Consider the following 17,441-nt stretch of genomic DNA (forward strand, 5'->3'; position numbering starts at 1 on the left):
GCCCGGAGAATCGGACCCGGGTTCAGCGGTGTGCCGCGGACCTGGCTAGATCGTGGCCGTGTCGATCACGAACCGGTAGCGGACGTCGCTCGTGAGGACACGCTCGTACGCGTCGTTGATCTCGGATGCGGTGATCAGCTCGGTCTCCGCGCCCAGCCCGTGCTCGGCGCAGAAGTCCAGCATCTCCTGGGTCTCTGCGATGCCGCCGATCATGGAGCCGGCGAGGGTCTTGCGGCCGCCGATCAGGGCGAAGAGGTTGAGGGAGATCGGCTCCTCGGGGGCGCCGACGTTCACGAGGGCGCCGTCCGTCTTCAGCAGGGAGAGGTACGCGCCGAAGTCCAGCGGTGCCGAGACCGTCGACAGGATGATGTCGAAGGTGCCCGCAAGCTCCTCGAAGGTCTTCGGGTCGCTGGTCGCGTAGTAGTGGTCGGCGCCCAGCTTCAGGCCGTCGTCCTTCTTCCGGAGCGACTGCGAGAGGACGGTCACCTCGGCGCCGAGCGCGTGCGCGATCTTGACGCCCATGTGGCCGAGGCCGCCCAGGCCGAGGACGGCGACCTTCTTGCCCGGGCCCGCGTTCCAGTGCTTGAGCGGGGCGTATGTGGTGATGCCGGCGCAGAGCAGGGGTGCGGCCTCGTCGAGGGAGATGCCGTCGGGGATGCGGAGGGTGTAGTTCTCGTCGACGACGATGTGCGTGGAGTAGCCGCCGTAGGTGGGCGCGCCGTCCACACCGACACCGTTGTACGTCATGACGCCGCCCTTGAGGCAGTACTGCTCCAGGCCCGCCTTGCAGTTCTCGCACTCGCGGCAGGAGTCGACCATGCAGCCGACCCCCGCGCGGTCGCCCACCTGGAACCTGGTGACGCCGGAGCCGACCGCGGTGACGATGCCGGCGATCTCGTGGCCCGGGACCATCGGGAAGATGGCCTCGCCCCAGCCCTCCCGGGCCTGGTGGATGTCCGAGTGACAGATGCCGGCGAACTTGATGTCGATCAGGACGTCGAACTCGCCGACCGCGCGGCGTTCGATGGTGGTGCGCTCCAGCGGCGCCTTGGGGGCGGGGGCGGCGTACGCAGCAACAGTGGTCATGCCGGGGTTCTCCTAAGGAGTGGTCGTGTACCCGGCTGCCTTCTGACCTTGCTGAACTTTCCGACCGGGTACGTCGTCCAGCGTGCTCGCCCGCGTGACATTCACCCAGGTCACCGCTTTACGTACGTTCGCTGGTCCTACTACTGAGGGGGTCAGCCTCGTACGCGTACGACCGTGAGAGGACCGTGAATACTGAAGGCATGGACCCACAGCCACCACAGTCTTCTCAGCAGCCCGCGGGCGCGGCGGGGCAGCCACTGGACCGGCGCGCCGAGCTCAGCGAATTCCTGCGCACGCGCCGAGCCCGGCTGAAGCCCGAGGACGTGGGGATGCCGGACTTCGGCCGGCACCGGCGGGTGCCGGGGCTGCGCCGCGAGGAGCTGGCGCAGCTGGCCGGGGTGTCGGTGGCGTACTACACGCGCCTCGAACAGGGCAACGGACAGAACGTGTCGTCGGAGGTACTCGACGCGATCGCCCGCGCCCTGCGGCTCACGGACGCCGAGCACGCGCATCTCACCCACCTCGCGAAGCCCAAGCAGCACAAGAAGAAGCAGGGGGCTCGGCAGCAGCAGGTGCGGGGGGCCCTGCGGCAGCTCCTCGACACCTTGGACGGGGTGCCGGCCTACATCACCGGCCGGCGTTCCGACGTTCTCGTGTGGAACCGGATGGCCGCGGCCGTGTTCGGCGACTGGTCGGAGTTGCCGGCGCAGGAGCGGAACTGGGCGCGGATGGTGTTCCTCAGGCCCGAGTACCAGGACCTTTTCGTGGAGTGGGAGCAGAAGGCGATCGACATCGTCTGTCTGCTGCGCATGGACGCGGGCTGTCATCCCGACGATCCCCGGCTGTCCGCGCTGGTCGGTGAGCTCTCGGTGAAGAGTGAGGACTTCCGGCGGCTGTGGGCCACGCACGATGTGAAGGAGAAGACTCACGGGGTGAAGCGGCTCCGTCATCCCCTGGTGGGTGACCTCTCCCTTCAGTACGAGTCCTTCCAACTGGCCGGTGAGAGTGAGCAGATGCTGGTCACGTATCACGCGGAGCCCGGGTCGGCCTCCGAGGAGGCGCTGCGCTTGCTGGCCAGCTGGGGGCGGGACGCGACGCGTGCGGGGGCGGGGTCACCGCCGTAGGTGTCCCGAGCTGCGGTTTCAGCCCGTCCGGCGTTTGAGGACGAGCGTGTTCAGCGCGATGCGGGGGTCTGGGGGCGGCAGCCCCCAGGTACGGGACGGGCAGGGGCGGAGGGGGCGAAAAACCCGCCCCGTCACCCCCGATACGGCGTCACCGCCCCCCACCCCCACCGCGGCACCGGCTGCTCCCCCGGAGCGACCGCGTCCGGGCCGGAGAAATAGACGGCCAGCCGCGTCCCCCACTCCGCGTACGCGACGAACGCCGAGCGGAACTCCGCGTCGGTCGGCAGACCGGCGTCATCCGCGGCGTCCTGGAGGAGATTGACCCAGCGGCGGCGCTGGACCTCGGTGATGCCCTTGCCGAGGTGCTTGGCGACCATGTGCCCGTGGCCACCCTGCGTCTCGGAGTAGGCCGCGGGGCCGCCGAAGACCTCGCCGAGCCAGAGCGCCACGTGCGCGGCGTGTTCGGGGGCCAGGTCCTCGAAGACGGGTGCCAGGACGTCGTCCTTGAGGACCTTGTCGTAGAAGACCTCGGTGAGGCGGGTGAACGCCTCGGCGCCCCCCGCCCAGGCGTACAGCGTGGGAACCGCCGCGCCCGTCCCCCGTACCGCCGTCGGCTTGTAGTGGCGCATCTCCTCGACGCTGGAGACGTAGGGGCGGATCTCGGCGAGGAAGTCGGCAAAGAGTTCCGACTTGCGGAAGCCCTCCTCGTGGGCCTCGGTCGACGTCCAGGTGATACGCAGGACGAAGTGCTCGAAGTCCTCCTCGCAGCGCGCGAGTTCGTAGTCGACGCACTCGGGCGCCGCCGCGAGATGCACGGCGGCCCGGGTGTACGCGGCGAGGAACTCCGCCGACTGCTGCTCGGGGATGCCGTACCGGATGTACTCGACGGTCTGAACAGTCATGCCCCCACACAAACACGGACGGCCCGCCGGAGGCTCTCCCTCCGACGGGCCGTTCGCTATGGGCTCACTTCACGTACGGGCTCACTTGCCGTAGTACGCGTTGTAGATCGAGACCGCCGACTTGTTGCCCTTCTTGTCGGTGATCGTCGCGTGGAGCGAGATGGCCTTGCCCTTCGCCGGGTTCTTGAAGGTGACCTTGCCGTTCTTGACGGTCAGCTTGGTCCACTTCTTGCCCGCGTCGTAACTGACGGACACGGAGAGGGACTTGAGGTTGCTGCCGGCGGCCGCGCCCTGGACGATGACCGGGATGGTCACCTTCTTGCCGGCCGTGACACGGCCGTCCAGGCCGACGGAGGCGCCGAAGCGGGCCGTGGAGATCGGCAGCTTCGCGTCGGTGACCTTCTTCGAGCGGAACGTCCAGCTCGCGTTGATCTTCGAGGCGGCCGTGGCCACCTTCGCGGAACGTGTGATCGAGGTGGACAGCTGGTACAGCGCGTCCGCGGCCGGGACCTTGTACTGGCCGCCGCCGTACAGCGTATCGTCGGTCGCGGCGATCCTGGTGCCGTTGCGGTACAGGGTCGTCTTGACCGAGGTGTAGAGCGACTCACCTCCGTGGCCCCCGCCGTCGGCGAACACCGGCAGATAAGCGTAGAGGTAGTCGTCGCTGCGGTAGACGCCGTACAGACTGCTGAGCTTCGGGCCGAAGACCGGGTTGTTGAAGGTCTTCGAGTAGGTCTTGCCCGCCGCGAGGGTCAGCGTGTCGTCCAGGGTGTAGTAGGCCTCGATGCTCGGGTAGCCGCCCACGAGAGGCCCGTACTGCGCGAAGTCGACACCCCACTTGACCTTGTCCCCGGTGGACACGTGGAGCGTCCGTGTGCCGGGCAGCTTCTGCTCGACCGGGACGCTGAAGGAGAAGTCGTCGGGCAGCTCGCCGTAGGCGGCGACCGCACCCGTCTTGCCGGCGACCGAGGACCCCAGGTTCACCTTCACCGTGGCGAGTTCGCTCGCCTTGTAGTGCTTGGTCTTGGTGCCCTGCAGTTTGGTGACCTTGCCGCCGGTGAAGATGTCGTACTCGGTGGCGGCACCCTTGAGCCAGGTGCCGGACCAGCTCTGGGTGAGACCGGAGGTGATCGCAGGGCCGACGTGCGCCACCCGCAGGTTCGCGAAGGAGTCCACGCCGATGCCCGTACCGACGCCGGCAGCGTCGTACGAGTAGGAGACAGCGCCGGAGACCTGCTGCGCCGCCGCGTCCGGCACCGTGATGTCGGCGGTCTTGGCGGTGCGCTGGTCGATCGTCACCGTGGTGTCCTTGGTGACGCTCAGCTTGGGCTGGACCAGCCAGTCCGCGCCGCCCTCGAACGTGATGAGGTCCTTCACCAGGAGGCTGTCCAGGATGTACGAGCCCTTGGGCACCCGGATGGTGTCGGTGGCGCCGGTGCCCTCACGGTAGAAGTCCTGACCGTTGGCCGCGCCCGAGTAGGCCCACAGGTCGGTCAGGTGGATGGGCTGTTCGCCCGGACGGGTGATGTACTTCACCGTCACGTCGTACGACTCGACCTCGCGCTGCACCCCCGCCGCCGTACGCACGGTCTGGCCGCCACCGGTCGCCGTCACGTACGACGAGTAAGCGCCGTCCGTGGTGCCGCCCAGCTTCGTGTTGGCCGTCAGGTCGACGGAGGCCGTGCCGCCCGCCGGGACGGTGACCGTCTTCGCGCCGAGCGTGAAGAAGCCCGCCGGAGCCGCCTGGCCACTGGGGTTGGTCCCCGTCGCCGTGAGGTTCAGGGTGACGTCGGCCGTGCCGAAGTTGCGGTAGGTGACCTGCTTGGTCACCGGGATGTCGTCGGTGTGCGGCCACTGCTGGATGCCGAAGCTCACCGACGCGGTCTCGGCGATCACCGTCTGCTGGATGGCCTTGTCGACCTGGATCCGGCCCGAGCCCTGCTGGAACGGCGTGTACGCGCCGCCCTTCGCGGAGCCGGTCAGCGCACCCTTGAGCTCGGTGAACTTCCAGTCCGGGTGCTGCTGCTTGAGGATCGCCGCCGCGCCCGCGACATGCGGCGTCGCCATCGACGTACCCGAGATGGTCACATAGCCGGCCGGGTTCTCGCCGACCTCCGTGGCGATGACGCTGCCCGGGGCCGAGGCCGCCGTGATGTCCACACCGGGGGCCGTGACCTCCGGCTTGACCGCGCCGTCCAGGCCGGGGCCGCGGCTGGAGAAGGACGCCAGCTTGTCGCTGCCGTCCACGGCGCCGACGGTCAGCGCGTCGGCCGCGCTGCCCGGGGAGCCGATGGTCTGCGGGCCGGGGCCGGAGTTGCCCGCGGCGATCGCGAAGAGGATGCCCTTCTCCTCGGACAGCTTGTTGACCTCGGCCTCGAGCGGGTCGATCTCGGGGGTGTCCCCGCCGCCCAGGCTGAGGTTCACGACGTCGGCGCCCTGTGCGGCCGCCCACTCCATGCCGGCGAGGATGCCGGAGTCGTCGCCGAAGCCCTCGTCGCTGAGGACCTTGCCGTTGAGGATCTTCGCGCCGGGCGCGACACCCTTGTACTTGCCGTTCGACTTGGCGCCCGTGCCGGCCGCGATCGAGGCGACATGCGTGCCGTGGCCGAACTTGTCGGTCGCGTCGGGCGAGGTGGAGAAGTTCTTGGACTCCGTCACCTGGCCCGCGAGGTCCGGGTGGGTCGCGTCGACTCCGGTGTCCAGGACGGCGATCTTGACGCCCGTGCCGTCGTAGCCGGCGGCCCACGCCTTGGGGACGCCGATCTGCGGCACGGACTTGTCGAGGCTGACCTCGCGCACGCCGTCCAGCCAGACGTTCGCGACGCCGGAAGCGGGGCTCCCGTCCTCGGTGACCGCGTCCCACAGCTCGGTGGCGTCCTGCTTCGGCGTCACCACGGCGTCCGCGTTCAGGGACTTGAGGGTCCTGCGGACGGTGCCCGCGTCACGCACGTCGTCCTTGGCGGCCGCCGCCGTGCCCTTGTAGCCGACGATCACCTTCAGTCCCTGCTTCTGGGACTTGATGGACGCCGCCGTGTTCAGCTCGGTGACGTCGAAGAGCCGCTGGTCGACCTTGCCGCTGGCTATCAGACTCTGCGCGTCGGCCGGCACCACGAAGGTGTGGCCGTCGGCCTCGCGGGTCCGGACCGGTATGTTCTCGCGGCCCTCGGCACGCTCGACGCCGACGACACGGCCCTCGGCGTCGACGGCCACCCGGTCACCGGTGATCAGCGTGATGTAGTGCTTGGCCGTGAGCCCGGCCTGCTTGGCCTGGGCTGCCTGCCCGGCCGCGGACGTACCACTCGCGTGCTCCGCCGACGCCGGGGTGGTCATTCCCGCCGCCAGGGCCACAGCGGCCGCCGTGGCGACCGTGGCAAGGCACGTTCGTTTCACTTGTCTGCGCAAAACTCCCCCTGAGATGAGATCCGGACGAATCCCCATTCATCCGGCCGGAGGGAAGTTCCGCACGCGCATACGTGCACCCCCCGGAATACGTAAGTATGCCCGGGGGGTGATCGGCTTCTCAATGGCGGGGCACAGGTTAAGAATTGACCGGCACCTTCCGCCGCACCCCCGAGCCCCCTCTGTTGCGCTCCACTACGCCCCCGCGTTCTCCTTGACGGTGAGCTTGCCCTTGCGGATCGTCGCAAGTCGCGGGGCCTTCTTCGCGATCGAGGAGTCGTGCGTGACCATGATGAAAGTGAGCCCGTGCTCCTTCCACATGGTTTCCAGTACGTCCATGATCTCGTCGCGCATCGACTCGTCCAGGTTGCCGGTCGGTTCGTCGGCGAGCAGCACCTTCGGCTGCTTGACGAGTGCGCGGGCGATCGCGACGCGCTGCTGCTGACCGCCGGACAGCTCGGCGGGCAGATGCCCGAGCCGCTCCTCGAGGCCGACCGACGCCAGCGCGTCGGCGGCCCGCTGCCGCCGCTCCTTCGCCTTCACCCCGAGGGGTACGAGAGCGGTCTCCACGTTCTCCTGCGCGGTGAGCGTGGGAATCAGGTTGAAGCTCTGGAAGACGAAGCCGATGTTCTCGGCCCGCACCTTGGTGAGCTTCGCCTCGGACAGCTTCGCCATGTCCGTGCCGTCGAGCTCGACGCTGCCCTCGGTGGGCCGGTCGAGGCCGCCGAGCATCTGAAGGAGGGTGGACTTTCCGCCACCGGTGGGGCCCTGGATGACCAGCCGGTCGCCGTCCGCGATGGTCAGGTCGACACCGGCGAGGGCGTTGATCGTGTCCCTGCCCCGCGAATAGCGCTTGATGACGCCTCTGAGTTCGTACATGGAACAACTCCTGTTGTGCGTAAGAGGGTTAGGGCCTGCCCGGCGGATCAGGCCGGACAGGCCCTGGCCGCGTGAGCCGTGCGGGGCGGGACCACCTGAGCCGTGCGGGGCCGGACTACTCGACGCGGCGCAGCGCGTCCGCGGGACGCAGCCGGGAGGCTCGCCAGCCACCGAAGGCACCGGCGATCAGCCCGCCGGCGACGGCGAGGCCGACCGCGACGACGATGGTGTTGACGCTGACGGGCGCACTGAGAGCGACGTCGAGGGTCGAGGACGCCGCCTCCCTGGCGGCGCCGAAGCCGCCACCACCGCCACCGCCGCCGCCGAAGCCGCCACCGCCGCCGGGACCGGCCGCAGCACCGCCCGAACTCCCCACCTCCGCCTGGAGGGTGGGGCTGATCTCGGTCACGACGAACGCGCCGGCGAGGCCGAGCGCGATACCGAGAGCGCCGCCGACCAGACCGTTGACGATGGCCTCGCCGACCACCTGGCGGGTCACCCGGCCGGACTTCCAGCCGAGCGCCTTGAGGGTGCCGAACTCGCGGACACGCCGGGAGACAGCCGAGGAGGTGAGCAGACCGGCGACCAGGAACGCGGCGATGAGCACCGCGATGGACAGCCACTTGCCCACGTTCGAGGCGAGGTCTGAGGCGGTCGACAGGGACCCGGAGACGGTGCTCGCGAGGTCGGCGGAGGTGGTGACCGTCGTACCCGAGATGTTCTTCTGGATGGTGCTCTTGACGCTGTCGATCTGCTGCGAGTCGGACGCCTGGACGTAGATCGTGGTGACCTTGTCCTTGGAGTCGCTGAGCGTCTGCGCCTGCTTGAGCGGGATGTACAGGTTGGCCGCCGCGTCACCGCTGTCGGGCGTCGCTATGCCGATGACCTTGTACTTGACGCTCTTGATCGTGACGGTGTCGTCGAGAGCGAGCTTGTTCTCCTTGGCGTACGACGCGTCGGCGACGACGACCTTGGCATCCGTCTCGGACGTCGTGAACGTACGGCCGCTGGTGATCTTCGAGGAGGTCAGCGGGCCGAGTTCCGGCTTGGTGACGTCGGTGCCGTAGACGGTGTACTGGTTGACGTCGAAGTCGGCGCCGCCGCCCTCGACACGGCCCTGGGGTGGTGCGCTGCCGCCACCGCGGCCGCCCGGAGCGGCCGACGCGCCCTCGTCCTGCTGGAACTGGCCCTGCCGGAACTGGCCGTTGACCTTGATGACCTGGAGGCTCAGCCCTCCGACGGAGTCCGCGACGCCCGCCTGGGAGTCGACCTTGGTGACGGTGCTGGAGGCCAGGGTCTGGAAGCCCTGGACCATCACGCGGTCGCTGCTCTGCTCGGAGTCGCCGTCGCTCGCGTCGAAGTTGAAGCGCGGGCGCTGGCTGGTGTCCGTCTGAGCCGCGGCGGCCTTGGTGACCGTCATGTCCGTGCCCAGCCCGTACAGCGACTGGAGGACCTTGCCCTGGGCCTTCTCCATGCCCGAGGACACGGAGCTGACCACGATGACCAGGGCGATGCCCAGGGCGAGCCCGGAGGCGACGACGAGGGCCGCCTTTCTGCGGCGGCGCAGTTCGCGCCTCAGGTAAGTGAAGAACATGGCCGAAAGCTAGGTACGGCGCGTGATGAAGGCATAAGGCCGAGATAAGAGAATGATGAGAAGGCTGTGGCGGAGCGGGAGTTCACCTGTGCACCACCGAGCAAGCCTGTGCGGGAGCCCAGCACGAAGGCCCCTCTCCTGCCAGGGTGCGGCCCAGCACGAAGGCCCGCACCCTGCCGGGTACGGGCCTTCGGACGAAGCGCGGGCAAGGGGTGTTATGCGGCCGAACCGGCCTTCCACGCCGCCCAGTCCATGTTCCAGCCGTTGAGGCCGTTGTCCGGGGCGATGGTCTTGTCGCCGGTGTTCTGGACGACCACCACGTCGCCGATCATCGAGTTGTTGTAGAACCAGGCGGCAGTCGTGTTCGGGTCGTTCGCGCCCTTGGTGTCCGACAGGCCCACGCAGCCGTGGCTGGTGTTGACGCTGCCGAAGACGGACTTGGCGCCCCAGTAGTTACCGTGGATGAAGGTGCCGGAGCTCGACAGACGCATCGCGTGCGGTACGTCCTTGATGTCGTACTCGCCCTTGCCGTCGTCGTCCGTGAAGCCGACCGTAGCGCCGTTCATCCGGGTCTCCTTGAACTTCTCGGAGATCACCATCTGGCCCTCGTACGTCTTGTTCTCGGGCGAACCGGCGGAGATCGGGATGGTCTTGATCGTCTTGCCGTCCTGCGTGACCTTCATGGTCTTCGTCTGGGCGTCGACGATGGAGACCTGGTTACGGCCGATCTTGAAGGTGACCGTCTTCTGCTGCACACCGAACACACCGCTCGCGCCCTCGACGCCGTCGAGGTTCAGCTTGAGGGTGACGGTGGAGCCGCCGGTCCAGTAGTCCTCGGGGCGGAAGTCCAGGCGGTTGGCGCTGAACCAGTGCCCGACGACCTCCTGGCCGCTGCTGGAGCTGACGGTGATCCCCTTCTGCACGTCGGCCTGGTTCGTGATCGCCTTGTCGAAGTTGATCGAGACCGGCATGCCGACGCCGACGGTGGAGCCGTCCTCCGGCGTGAAGTTGCCGATGAAGCTGTTGGCCGGGGAGACCGTGGTGAACGAGCCGTTCTCGTGGGCGACGCGGCCCTCGGAGTCCGTGGCCGCGGCCGTGACCTTGTACGTGGTGGAGCGCTCGAGCTGACCGGTGGGGGCCCAGCTCGTCTTGTCCGCGGATATCTCACCGGCGACGGCGCTGCCGTCCCCGGTCTCCATGGTGACCTCCGTGAGTGTGCCCTTGCTCACGGTGACCTTGCCCGCGTCGTTGATGGAGGCGTTGTCGGAGCCGTCCTTGGGCGTGATCGTGATCGAGGCCTCGGAGGTCTTCTTGGCGGCGGCCGCGTCGGCGCTGGCCTGCGCGCTGCTGCTCTCGCCGTCACCGCCGGCCTTGCCGTCGCTCCCGCTGCACGCGGAGAGCGCCAGCACCCCGCCGAGCAGGGCGGAGGCGACCATCAGGCCCCTGCGCCGCTTACCATCCGTCATCACACGCTTCTCCATCGTTGCCGAATACCCAAAAAACCGTGAGAGCCCCGTAAGAACTTTCAACGCTACGGCCGGTTCATCCCGTTCCACATCCGGTGGATGTGTGGGGCACACCACGTCCGAGGCGGGGGGCACGGAGGTGATCCGTGCGCCTCCCGCGATCTCCAGAGACGAGGAAACCCCGGACGGCGGTTGCCACCCGGGGTCACGATTTCCCCAAGAAGCTTCAGCCGACGCCCACTTCCTCGTCGTCCTCGGCGTCATCATCCTCGTCGAGGTCCCAATCCGGCGAATCGGGGTCGTAGTCGATCGGCTCGCTGCTCCAGGAAGCCTGGGCGAGTTCGATCCCGGGCACCTCGCTGACCAGGTCGAACGGGTCGACGAGATAGGCGAGGGCTTCGGCAGTGTCTTCCGTCACTGCGTTTTCCGCGTGCGCCCGCTCGTCGGCCGGCATGGCGGTGTCCTCGGCGATCCGCCGCAGCGCGGCCTTGGCGACGGCGTCGGCGTCATCGACTTCAAGCACCAGTTCGACACGAAGCCGGACAAACTGTGCTGTCTCAGGAGTACTCATGAGACGGAGCGTACGACCCACAGGTTCCGCGACTTTCCCACGACCCGCGCCTTTCATTAGCATCGGTCCACACGGCCAATTCGCCAGCGCCACAAGGGGATCGATATTTCGTGTCCGCCGCACGTCGATCGTTGCTGACCGCCACCGCCGCGGGGACCCTCCTGGGGGCCCTGTGGTTCGTCCCGTCCGCCAACGCGACCCAGGACGAGCCCGTCGAGCACGTCTCGACGTCGACCAGCGCACCGGCCGGTCCGTCGGCCGGTCCCACCACCACGACCACCGTGGACGGGACCTCCACGGAGTCGGGGCCGCAGTCGCAGTTGGGCGACGGGACCCGGCTGGCCGACACCGGAAGCTTCGACACGACGCCGTACGTCATCGGCGGCACCCTCTGCCTCGGCCTCGGCGCCGGGTTCGTGACCTACTCGGTGCGCCGGGAGCGCACGGCGGCCTACTGAGCGCGGTGCTGCGGCGCCCGGACCCATCGGGGAACCCATGCGAGACCTGACCGAGCTGACCGATGTCGAGGAGCCCGCGTGGCCACTCCTCTCCGAGAAGCTCTCCACCACAAGCTCGGTGTCACTGGAAGTGCTCCCGGTGGACCCCGCGCAGGGCCGCGGGACCCTGCTCCAGTTACAGGTAACGGCCCGGTCCTGGCTCGGCGCGCTGGTGTTGAACTGCGGCGGAGTGGTGCTGGACAGCGGATGGCTGCGCATCTACGGCAGCCCGGGCGAGGAGACTCCCTCCGGCCCGCCCGGCCTCGCCGAGGTGAACGACTTCCCCGCCCGCTTCGATCCCGCGTGGCGGCCGGAGGGCGGGCTCGTCATCGGCCATGACGTCCTGGGCGGCGTCTTCGTCCTGAACGGCCCCGACCCCGAAGCCGAGGGCCGCCCCGGCCGGCCCGGCGAGATGATCTACTTCGCGCCGGACTCGCTGCGCTGGGAGTCCCTCGAAGTGGGCTACTCGACCTGGCTCGACTGGCTCCTGACCGGCGGTATGGACCAGTTCTACGACACCCTGCGCTGGCCCGGCTGGCGGGGCGAGTCCGGCGCTCTGACGGGCACGCAGGGCATCTCCGTCTCCCCGTTCCTCTGGTCGGCCGACGCCCGCCGCGACCTCACGGCCACCACCCGCCGCCCGGCCCCCCTGGCGGAGCTCCTGGACCTGCACCGCAGTTCCGCCCTCAAGCTCGACTCGGTCGACCCGGGTTTCTTCGGCGAGGTGCACGACTGAGGGTGGCTTCCGGCAAAAACTGAGGGGTGTGGTGGGGGGGGCGGGGGCGCGCCCCGCGCGACACACCCCCCGTGCGGGCCGATCGGCCCGCACGACACCCCTCAGCCGTACGCCTGCTGCCTACGCCGCGCGACGGCCTCCGCCGCCCTCGCCGCCGCGTTCCGTGCGGCGCTGCGGGGCACGGCCACGGCCGCCCGCACGGCTCGCGCCCGCGGCGCCGCCGTTCTCGGTACGGCGGCCGCCGGAGCGCTGGGGCTGACGGCCCTGCGACTCGCCGACGGCGCCCGATCCCGACTTCTGCGTGCGGGCACCCGTACCTGTGCTCTGCGTACGCGTCCCGGTGCCCTGTGTGCGAGTACCCGTGCCCTGGGGGCGACGGGCTCCGCCGCCCACCCGGGGACGGGACTTGGGCCGCTTCGGCTGCTCGGCGACCTGGGGCACCTCGATGACCACCGGGACACCGGAGGGCTCGCGGGCGCCGGTGATACGGGCCAGCTCCTCGTCGGAAGACGTGACCCGGGCGATGCGCGGGTTGATGCCGGCGTCGGCGAACAGGCGGGTCATCTCGCGCTTCTGCTCGGGAAGCACCAGCGTGACGACGCTGCCGGACTCACCGGCACGGGCGGTACGGCCGCCGCGGTGCAGGTAGTCCTTGTGGTCGGCCGGCGGGTCGACGTTGACCACGAGGTCGAGGTCGTCGACGTGGATACCGCGGGCGGCCACGTTGGTGGCGACCAGCACGGTGACCTCACCGGTCTTGAACTGGTCCAGGGTGCGGTTGCGCTGCGGCTGGCTGCGCCCGCCGTGCAGCGCGGACGCCCGGACACCGTTGGCCAGCAGCCGCTTGGTGAACCGGTCGGCGCCCCGCTTGGTGTCCACGAAGAGGATCACCCGGCCCTCGCGCGCCGCGATCCGCATCGCGACGGCCTTCTTGTCGGTCTCGTCGGCGACATGCAGCACGTGGTGCTCCATGGTGGTCACCGTGCCCGCCGACGGGTCCACGGAGTGCACGACGGGGTCGGTGAGGAACATCTTGACCAGCCGGTCGATGTTCTTGTCGAGCGTCGCCGAGAAGAGCAGCCGCTGACCGCCCGGCTCGACCTGCTTGAGCAGCGCCGTGACCTGCGGCATGAAGCCCATGTCGGCCATCTGGTCGGCCTCGTCGAGGACGGTGATGGCGACCTGGCCGAGCGTGCAGTCGCCGCGCTCGATGAGGTCCTTGAGCCGCCCGGGGGTGGCCACCAGCACCTCGGCGCCGCGCCGCAGCGTCCCGGACTGGCGGCCGATCGACATACCGCCGACGGCGGTCGCGATACGGAGGTTCACCGCGGTCGCGTACGGCGTCAGCGCGTCGTTGACCTGCTGTGCGAGCTCACGGGTGGGGACGAGGACCAGCGCGAGGGGCGCCTTGCTCTCGGCCCGGCGGCCCGCGGTGCGCGCCAGCAGGGCGAGGCCGAAGGCGAGCGTCTTGCCGGAGCCGGTGCGGCCGCGGCCGAGCACGTCGCGCCCGGCGAGGGCGTTGGGCAGGGTGGCGCCCTGGATCGGGAAGGGCTCGGTGACGCCCTGGGCCGTCAGGGTCTTGGTCAGCGCGGCCGGCATGTCCAGCGCGTCGAAGGACTCGACGGCGGGCAGCGCGGGCGTGATGCTCTCGGGCAGCGAGAACTCCTGCGGCGTGGGCGCGGCCTTACGGGCCCCGCCCTTGTTGCCGGCGCCCCGGCCCGCGTTCCTCGCGGAGGCGGAGGCAGCGCCGGTCTGGGGCTGAGTACCGCGTGCGTTCGCCGGCCTCTTACGGACGGGACGTTCGGATCGAGTCATGCTGGATCTGGATTTCCTTCCTGGGCCACACGGACAGCACACGCGCACAGCGCGAGCCGGGGCCCGCACCCGAAGGTGCGGGGCCCCGGCTCTGGAAAAGCGCTTCCCCTGATTTAGGCGGGAACGATGTTCTCCGCCTGCAGGCCCTTCTGGCCCTGCGCGACGTCGAACGAGACCTTCTGGCCCTCCAGCAGCTCACGGAAGCCGGAGCTGGCGATGTTGGAGTAGTGAGCGAAGACGTCGGGACCGCCGCCGTCCTGCTCGATGAAGCCGAAGCCCTTTTCCGCGTTGAACCACTTCACGGTGCCTGTTGCCATGTTTCTCTCCTGAATAGGTAGGGGCCCCCATCCGGAGATGCACCGGGAAAAGCCGGAGATGCCGGTAAAACAAAACGCGCCTGCGGAAGATTCCGATCAGGCGCACAAAGTAAATGGGTACCAAAAACGTATCAATGTGACAGTAGCACACCCGTGATCGCCTCCGGCCCCCGAAGGGCCCGGACGTGACGAGGACCACCGTACAGCCGACGGCGGCCCTCGCCACATAGGACTTGCTCCGTCAGGCCAGCGGACCCGTCACGGGCTCCACGGCCGCAACCACCCGCCCCGCGCGCACGAACGCGTCCGCCGCCGCCAGGTCCGGAGCGAGGAAGCGGTCGGGCCCCGGGCCCTGGACGCCGGCCGCGCGGACGGCCTCGATGACCGCCTGCGATGCCGGGGCCGGGACGAGTCCCTCGCGGAGCTCGATCGCGCGCGTGGCGGCGTACAGCTCGATGGCGACGATGCGGGTGAGGTTGTCCACGGCCGTGCGCAGCTTGCGGGCGGCGGACCACCCCATCGACACATGGTCCTCCTGCATCGCGGAGGACGGGATGGAGTCCGCGGAAGCCGGTACGGCAAGCCGCTTCATCTCGCTCACCAGCGCCGCCTGCGTGTACTGGGCGATCATCAGGCCCGAGTCGACGCCGGCGTCGTCCGCGAGGAACGGCGGCAGTCCGTGCGAGCGGTTCTTGTCGAGCAGCCGGTCGGTGCGGCGCTCGGCGATGGAACCGAGGTCGGCGGCGGCGATGGCGAGGAAGTCGAGGACGTAGGCGACCGGGGCGCCGTGGAAGTTGCCGTTCGACTCCACCCGGCCGTCGGGGAGCACCACGGGGTTGTCGACGGCGGAGGCCAGCTCGCGCTCGGCGACCGTGCGGGCGTACGCGAGGGTGTCGCGTCCGGCACCGGCCACCTGCGGGGCGCAGCGCACCGAGTAGGCGTCCTGGACGCGCGGGGCGCCGTCCTGGTGGTGCCCGGTGAGTTCCGAACCCTTCAGTACGGCCAGCATGTTGGCGGCCGCGGCGCTCTGCCCGGGGTGCGGGCGGATGGCGTGCAGCTCGGGGGCGAGGACCTTGTCGGTACCGAGCAGGGCCTCAAGCGACAGGGCGGCTGTCACGTCGGCCGACTTGTAGAGGGTCTCCAGGTCGGCGAGGGCCATGACCAGCATGCCGAGCATGCCGTCGGTGCCGTTGAGGAGGGCGAGGCCTTCCTTCTCGCGCAGTTCGACGGGGGTGATGCCGGCCTCGGCGAGCAGCTCGCCCGCGGGCCGTACGACACCGTCCCGGCCCTCCGCGTCACCCTCGCCCATGAGCGTCAGGGCGCAGTGGGACAGCGGGGCCAGGTCGCCGGAGCAGCCGAGCGAGCCGAACTCGTGGACGACCGGGGTGATACCGGCGTTCAGGATGTCGGCCATGGTCTGCGCGACCTCGGGCCGTACGCCCGTGTGTCCCGAGCAGAGGGTCTTGAGCCGCAGGAACATCAGCGCGCGGACGACCTCGCGCTCGACGCGCGGGCCCATCCCGGCGGCGTGCGAGCGGACGATGTTGCGCTGCAACTGGGCGCGGAGTTCCGGGCTGATGTGCCGGCTCGCGAGGGCGCCGAACCCGGTGGAGACGCCGTAGACGGGCTCCGGCCTGGCGGCCAGCGCGTCCACGATCTTGCGGGCCGCGGCGAGGGCCGCCACCGCCTCGCCGGAGAGCTCGATCCGGGCGCCGGCGCGCGCCACGGCGAGTACGTCGGACGCGGTCACCCCGGACGTCCCCACCACCACAGTGTGCATATCCATATTCAGGAGCGTACGCAGTGAATTCGATGATGTCACTAGTGGGTGGCGGGTTGACCCCTTACTTGGATGTACGTCACTCAGGGGCGCCCAGGGGCTCGCGGTCAGCGGCGCCCACGGAAGCGACGCCGCTCCCCCGCCCCTTCCTTCGACGGGGCGTCGGCGAGGCGTACGACCGGGTCGTCGGGACCCTCGCGCCCGGCGACCACGGGTTTGGCCGCCCGTACGGCCTTGGCGCGGTACTGGGCGGCGTCGGCCAGCCGGAACAGCCGCCGGGCCGAGCGCACCGGCCCGATCGGATCGGCGGTCGAGGCGACCCCGCAGGCCACGCCCTCGCCGAGCTCCAACTCTGCGGCGCGGCGGCAGAGTTCGTCGGCGACGCGGACCACCTCGTCGGCGGCCGGGCCGACCGCGAGCAGGCAGAACTCGTCACCGCCGAGCCGGGCCGTGAGGGTGCCCGGGAGCATCGCGCCGCACAGGGAGAGCACGGACCCGAACCGTTCGAGGAGCCGGTCGCCGACCGCGTGCCCGCGGGTGTCGTTGACCCGCTTGAGCCCGTTGAGATCGCAGACGACGAGGCTGACCACGACCGACTCGTCCTCCTTGTGCCGGTCGATGGCCTCGTCGAGCCGTACGTCGACGGCGCGGCGGTTGGCGAGCCCCGTGAGGGCGTCCGTGAACGCCAGCCGCCTGGCCTCCTCCAGCCGCTCCGTCTGCGCGATCCCGGCCGCCACGACCGAGGCCAGTACGGTCGCGAAGTCGGCGTCCGCCCGGTCGAAGACGGGGGCTCCCGCCGGGCGGGCCACGTACAGCTCGCCCCAGGCGCGGCCGTGCAGCACGATCGGGGCGACGACGCAGCAGCCGCGGCCTCGGCGGCGCAGGGCGGCGACGCGCTGGTGGCAGTACCCGGCGTGGCCTCCGGCCGGACCCTCCGCGGTCTCGACCCAGGCGTCGGGCTCACCACCCCCGGCCCACCTCTCATGCAGGAACTCGGTGATCTCCGGGAACTGGTGCACCGGATAGGCCTCCTCCTCCGGGAACTCCTCCTCGCCCTCCGCCCGCTCCCCCACGTTCACCAGGACCCGCAGCCGGCCGAGCTCCCGCTCCCATACCGAGAGCGCCGCGAAGCTCCCGGAGAGCGCGTGACAGACCCCGACGGCCGCCGCCCGCCAGGACTCGCTCGGGGTGTGCGCCGCCGCCATCCCCTGAGCCAGCTCCACCACGGCCCTCAGCCGTCTGTCCTCACCCATCACTCCAGGCTAGGTAAAACCA

Annotated in this window: 14 protein-coding genes; 3 read left to right on the forward strand and 11 right to left on the reverse strand. The window is 69.8% G+C overall.

Annotated features, from left to right (window positions below):
- Nucleotides 1-45: 45 nt before the first annotated feature.
- Complete coding sequence (locus ACFVKT_RS39355) at nucleotides 46-1,086, reverse strand: NAD(P)-dependent alcohol dehydrogenase (RefSeq protein ID WP_385741527.1); 1,041 nt, start codon at nucleotides 1,084-1,086, stop codon at nucleotides 46-48.
- Between the two features lie 200 nt (nucleotides 1,087-1,286).
- Here ACFVKT_RS39355 and ACFVKT_RS39360 point away from each other — a divergent pair, with 200 nt between their 5' ends.
- Nucleotides 1,287-2,210 carry a helix-turn-helix transcriptional regulator gene (locus ACFVKT_RS39360; protein WP_385741530.1) on the forward strand — a complete coding sequence of 308 codons (924 nt, stop codon included), beginning with the start codon at nucleotides 1,287-1,289 and terminating at the stop codon, nucleotides 2,208-2,210.
- A gap of 131 nt (nucleotides 2,211-2,341) precedes the next feature.
- On the opposite strand, the gene ACFVKT_RS39365 is transcribed toward ACFVKT_RS39360, so the two are convergent.
- The 6 genes from ACFVKT_RS39365 to ACFVKT_RS39390 form a co-directional block, all read right to left on the reverse strand.
- Nucleotides 2,342-3,112 carry a group II truncated hemoglobin gene (locus tag ACFVKT_RS39365; protein WP_385741533.1) on the reverse strand — a complete coding sequence of 257 codons (771 nt, stop codon included), beginning with the start codon at nucleotides 3,110-3,112 and terminating at the stop codon, nucleotides 2,342-2,344.
- 81 nt (nucleotides 3,113-3,193) lie between these two features.
- Nucleotides 3,194-6,442, reverse strand: coding sequence for a S8 family serine peptidase (locus tag ACFVKT_RS39370; protein WP_385741622.1), 3,249 nt, complete (start codon nucleotides 6,440-6,442; stop codon nucleotides 3,194-3,196).
- A gap of 264 nt (nucleotides 6,443-6,706) precedes the next feature.
- The gene (locus ACFVKT_RS39375; RefSeq protein WP_385741536.1) at nucleotides 6,707-7,390 is read right to left on the reverse strand and encodes an ABC transporter ATP-binding protein; all 684 of its coding nucleotides are present in this window, start codon (nucleotides 7,388-7,390) and stop codon (nucleotides 6,707-6,709) included.
- Nucleotides 7,391-7,505: 115 nt separating this feature from the next.
- On the reverse strand, nucleotides 7,506-8,984 hold the full coding sequence (locus ACFVKT_RS39380) for an ABC transporter permease (RefSeq protein WP_385741539.1): 1,479 nt from the start codon (nucleotides 8,982-8,984) through the stop codon (nucleotides 7,506-7,508).
- A 215-nt stretch (nucleotides 8,985-9,199) separates the two neighbouring features.
- On the reverse strand, nucleotides 9,200-10,465 hold the full coding sequence (locus ACFVKT_RS39385) for an Ig-like domain-containing protein (RefSeq protein WP_385741543.1): 1,266 nt from the start codon (nucleotides 10,463-10,465) through the stop codon (nucleotides 9,200-9,202).
- Between the two features lie 211 nt (nucleotides 10,466-10,676).
- A complete protein-coding gene (locus ACFVKT_RS39390; protein ID WP_385741546.1) occupies nucleotides 10,677-11,021 on the reverse strand; it encodes a hypothetical protein in 345 nt (114 codons plus the stop codon).
- Nucleotides 11,022-11,131: 110 nt separating this feature from the next.
- Here ACFVKT_RS39390 and ACFVKT_RS39395 point away from each other — a divergent pair, with 110 nt between their 5' ends.
- Nucleotides 11,132-11,479: a hypothetical protein gene (locus ACFVKT_RS39395; protein ID WP_385741549.1), complete on the forward strand. Its 348-nt coding sequence runs from the start codon at nucleotides 11,132-11,134 to the stop codon at nucleotides 11,477-11,479.
- A gap of 37 nt (nucleotides 11,480-11,516) precedes the next feature.
- Nucleotides 11,517-12,254, forward strand: a complete 738-nt coding sequence (locus tag ACFVKT_RS39400) for a DUF2625 family protein (RefSeq protein WP_385741551.1) — start codon at nucleotides 11,517-11,519, stop codon at nucleotides 12,252-12,254.
- Nucleotides 12,255-12,374: 120 nt separating this feature from the next.
- Here the strand turns inward: ACFVKT_RS39400 and ACFVKT_RS39405 are convergent, their stop codons facing one another.
- From ACFVKT_RS39405 to ACFVKT_RS39420, 4 genes are all read right to left on the reverse strand, one after another.
- Nucleotides 12,375-14,069: a DEAD/DEAH box helicase gene (locus ACFVKT_RS39405; protein ID WP_385741554.1), complete on the reverse strand. Its 1,695-nt coding sequence runs from the start codon at nucleotides 14,067-14,069 to the stop codon at nucleotides 12,375-12,377.
- A 113-nt stretch (nucleotides 14,070-14,182) separates the two neighbouring features.
- Complete coding sequence (locus ACFVKT_RS39410; RefSeq protein ID WP_266455269.1) at nucleotides 14,183-14,386, reverse strand: cold-shock protein; 204 nt, start codon at nucleotides 14,384-14,386, stop codon at nucleotides 14,183-14,185.
- Between the two features lie 241 nt (nucleotides 14,387-14,627).
- Complete coding sequence (gene hutH, locus ACFVKT_RS39415) at nucleotides 14,628-16,166, reverse strand: histidine ammonia-lyase (protein WP_385741625.1); 1,539 nt, start codon at nucleotides 16,164-16,166, stop codon at nucleotides 14,628-14,630.
- A gap of 107 nt (nucleotides 16,167-16,273) precedes the next feature.
- Nucleotides 16,274-17,419, reverse strand: a complete 1,146-nt coding sequence (locus ACFVKT_RS39420; RefSeq protein WP_385741557.1) for a diguanylate cyclase domain-containing protein — start codon at nucleotides 17,417-17,419, stop codon at nucleotides 16,274-16,276.
- Nucleotides 17,420-17,441: the final 22 nt, after the last annotated feature.

Origin of the sequence: Streptomyces sp. NPDC127595 (assembly GCF_042671685.1) — a bacterium.
Lineage (GTDB): Bacteria > Actinomycetota > Actinomycetes > Streptomycetales > Streptomycetaceae > Streptomyces.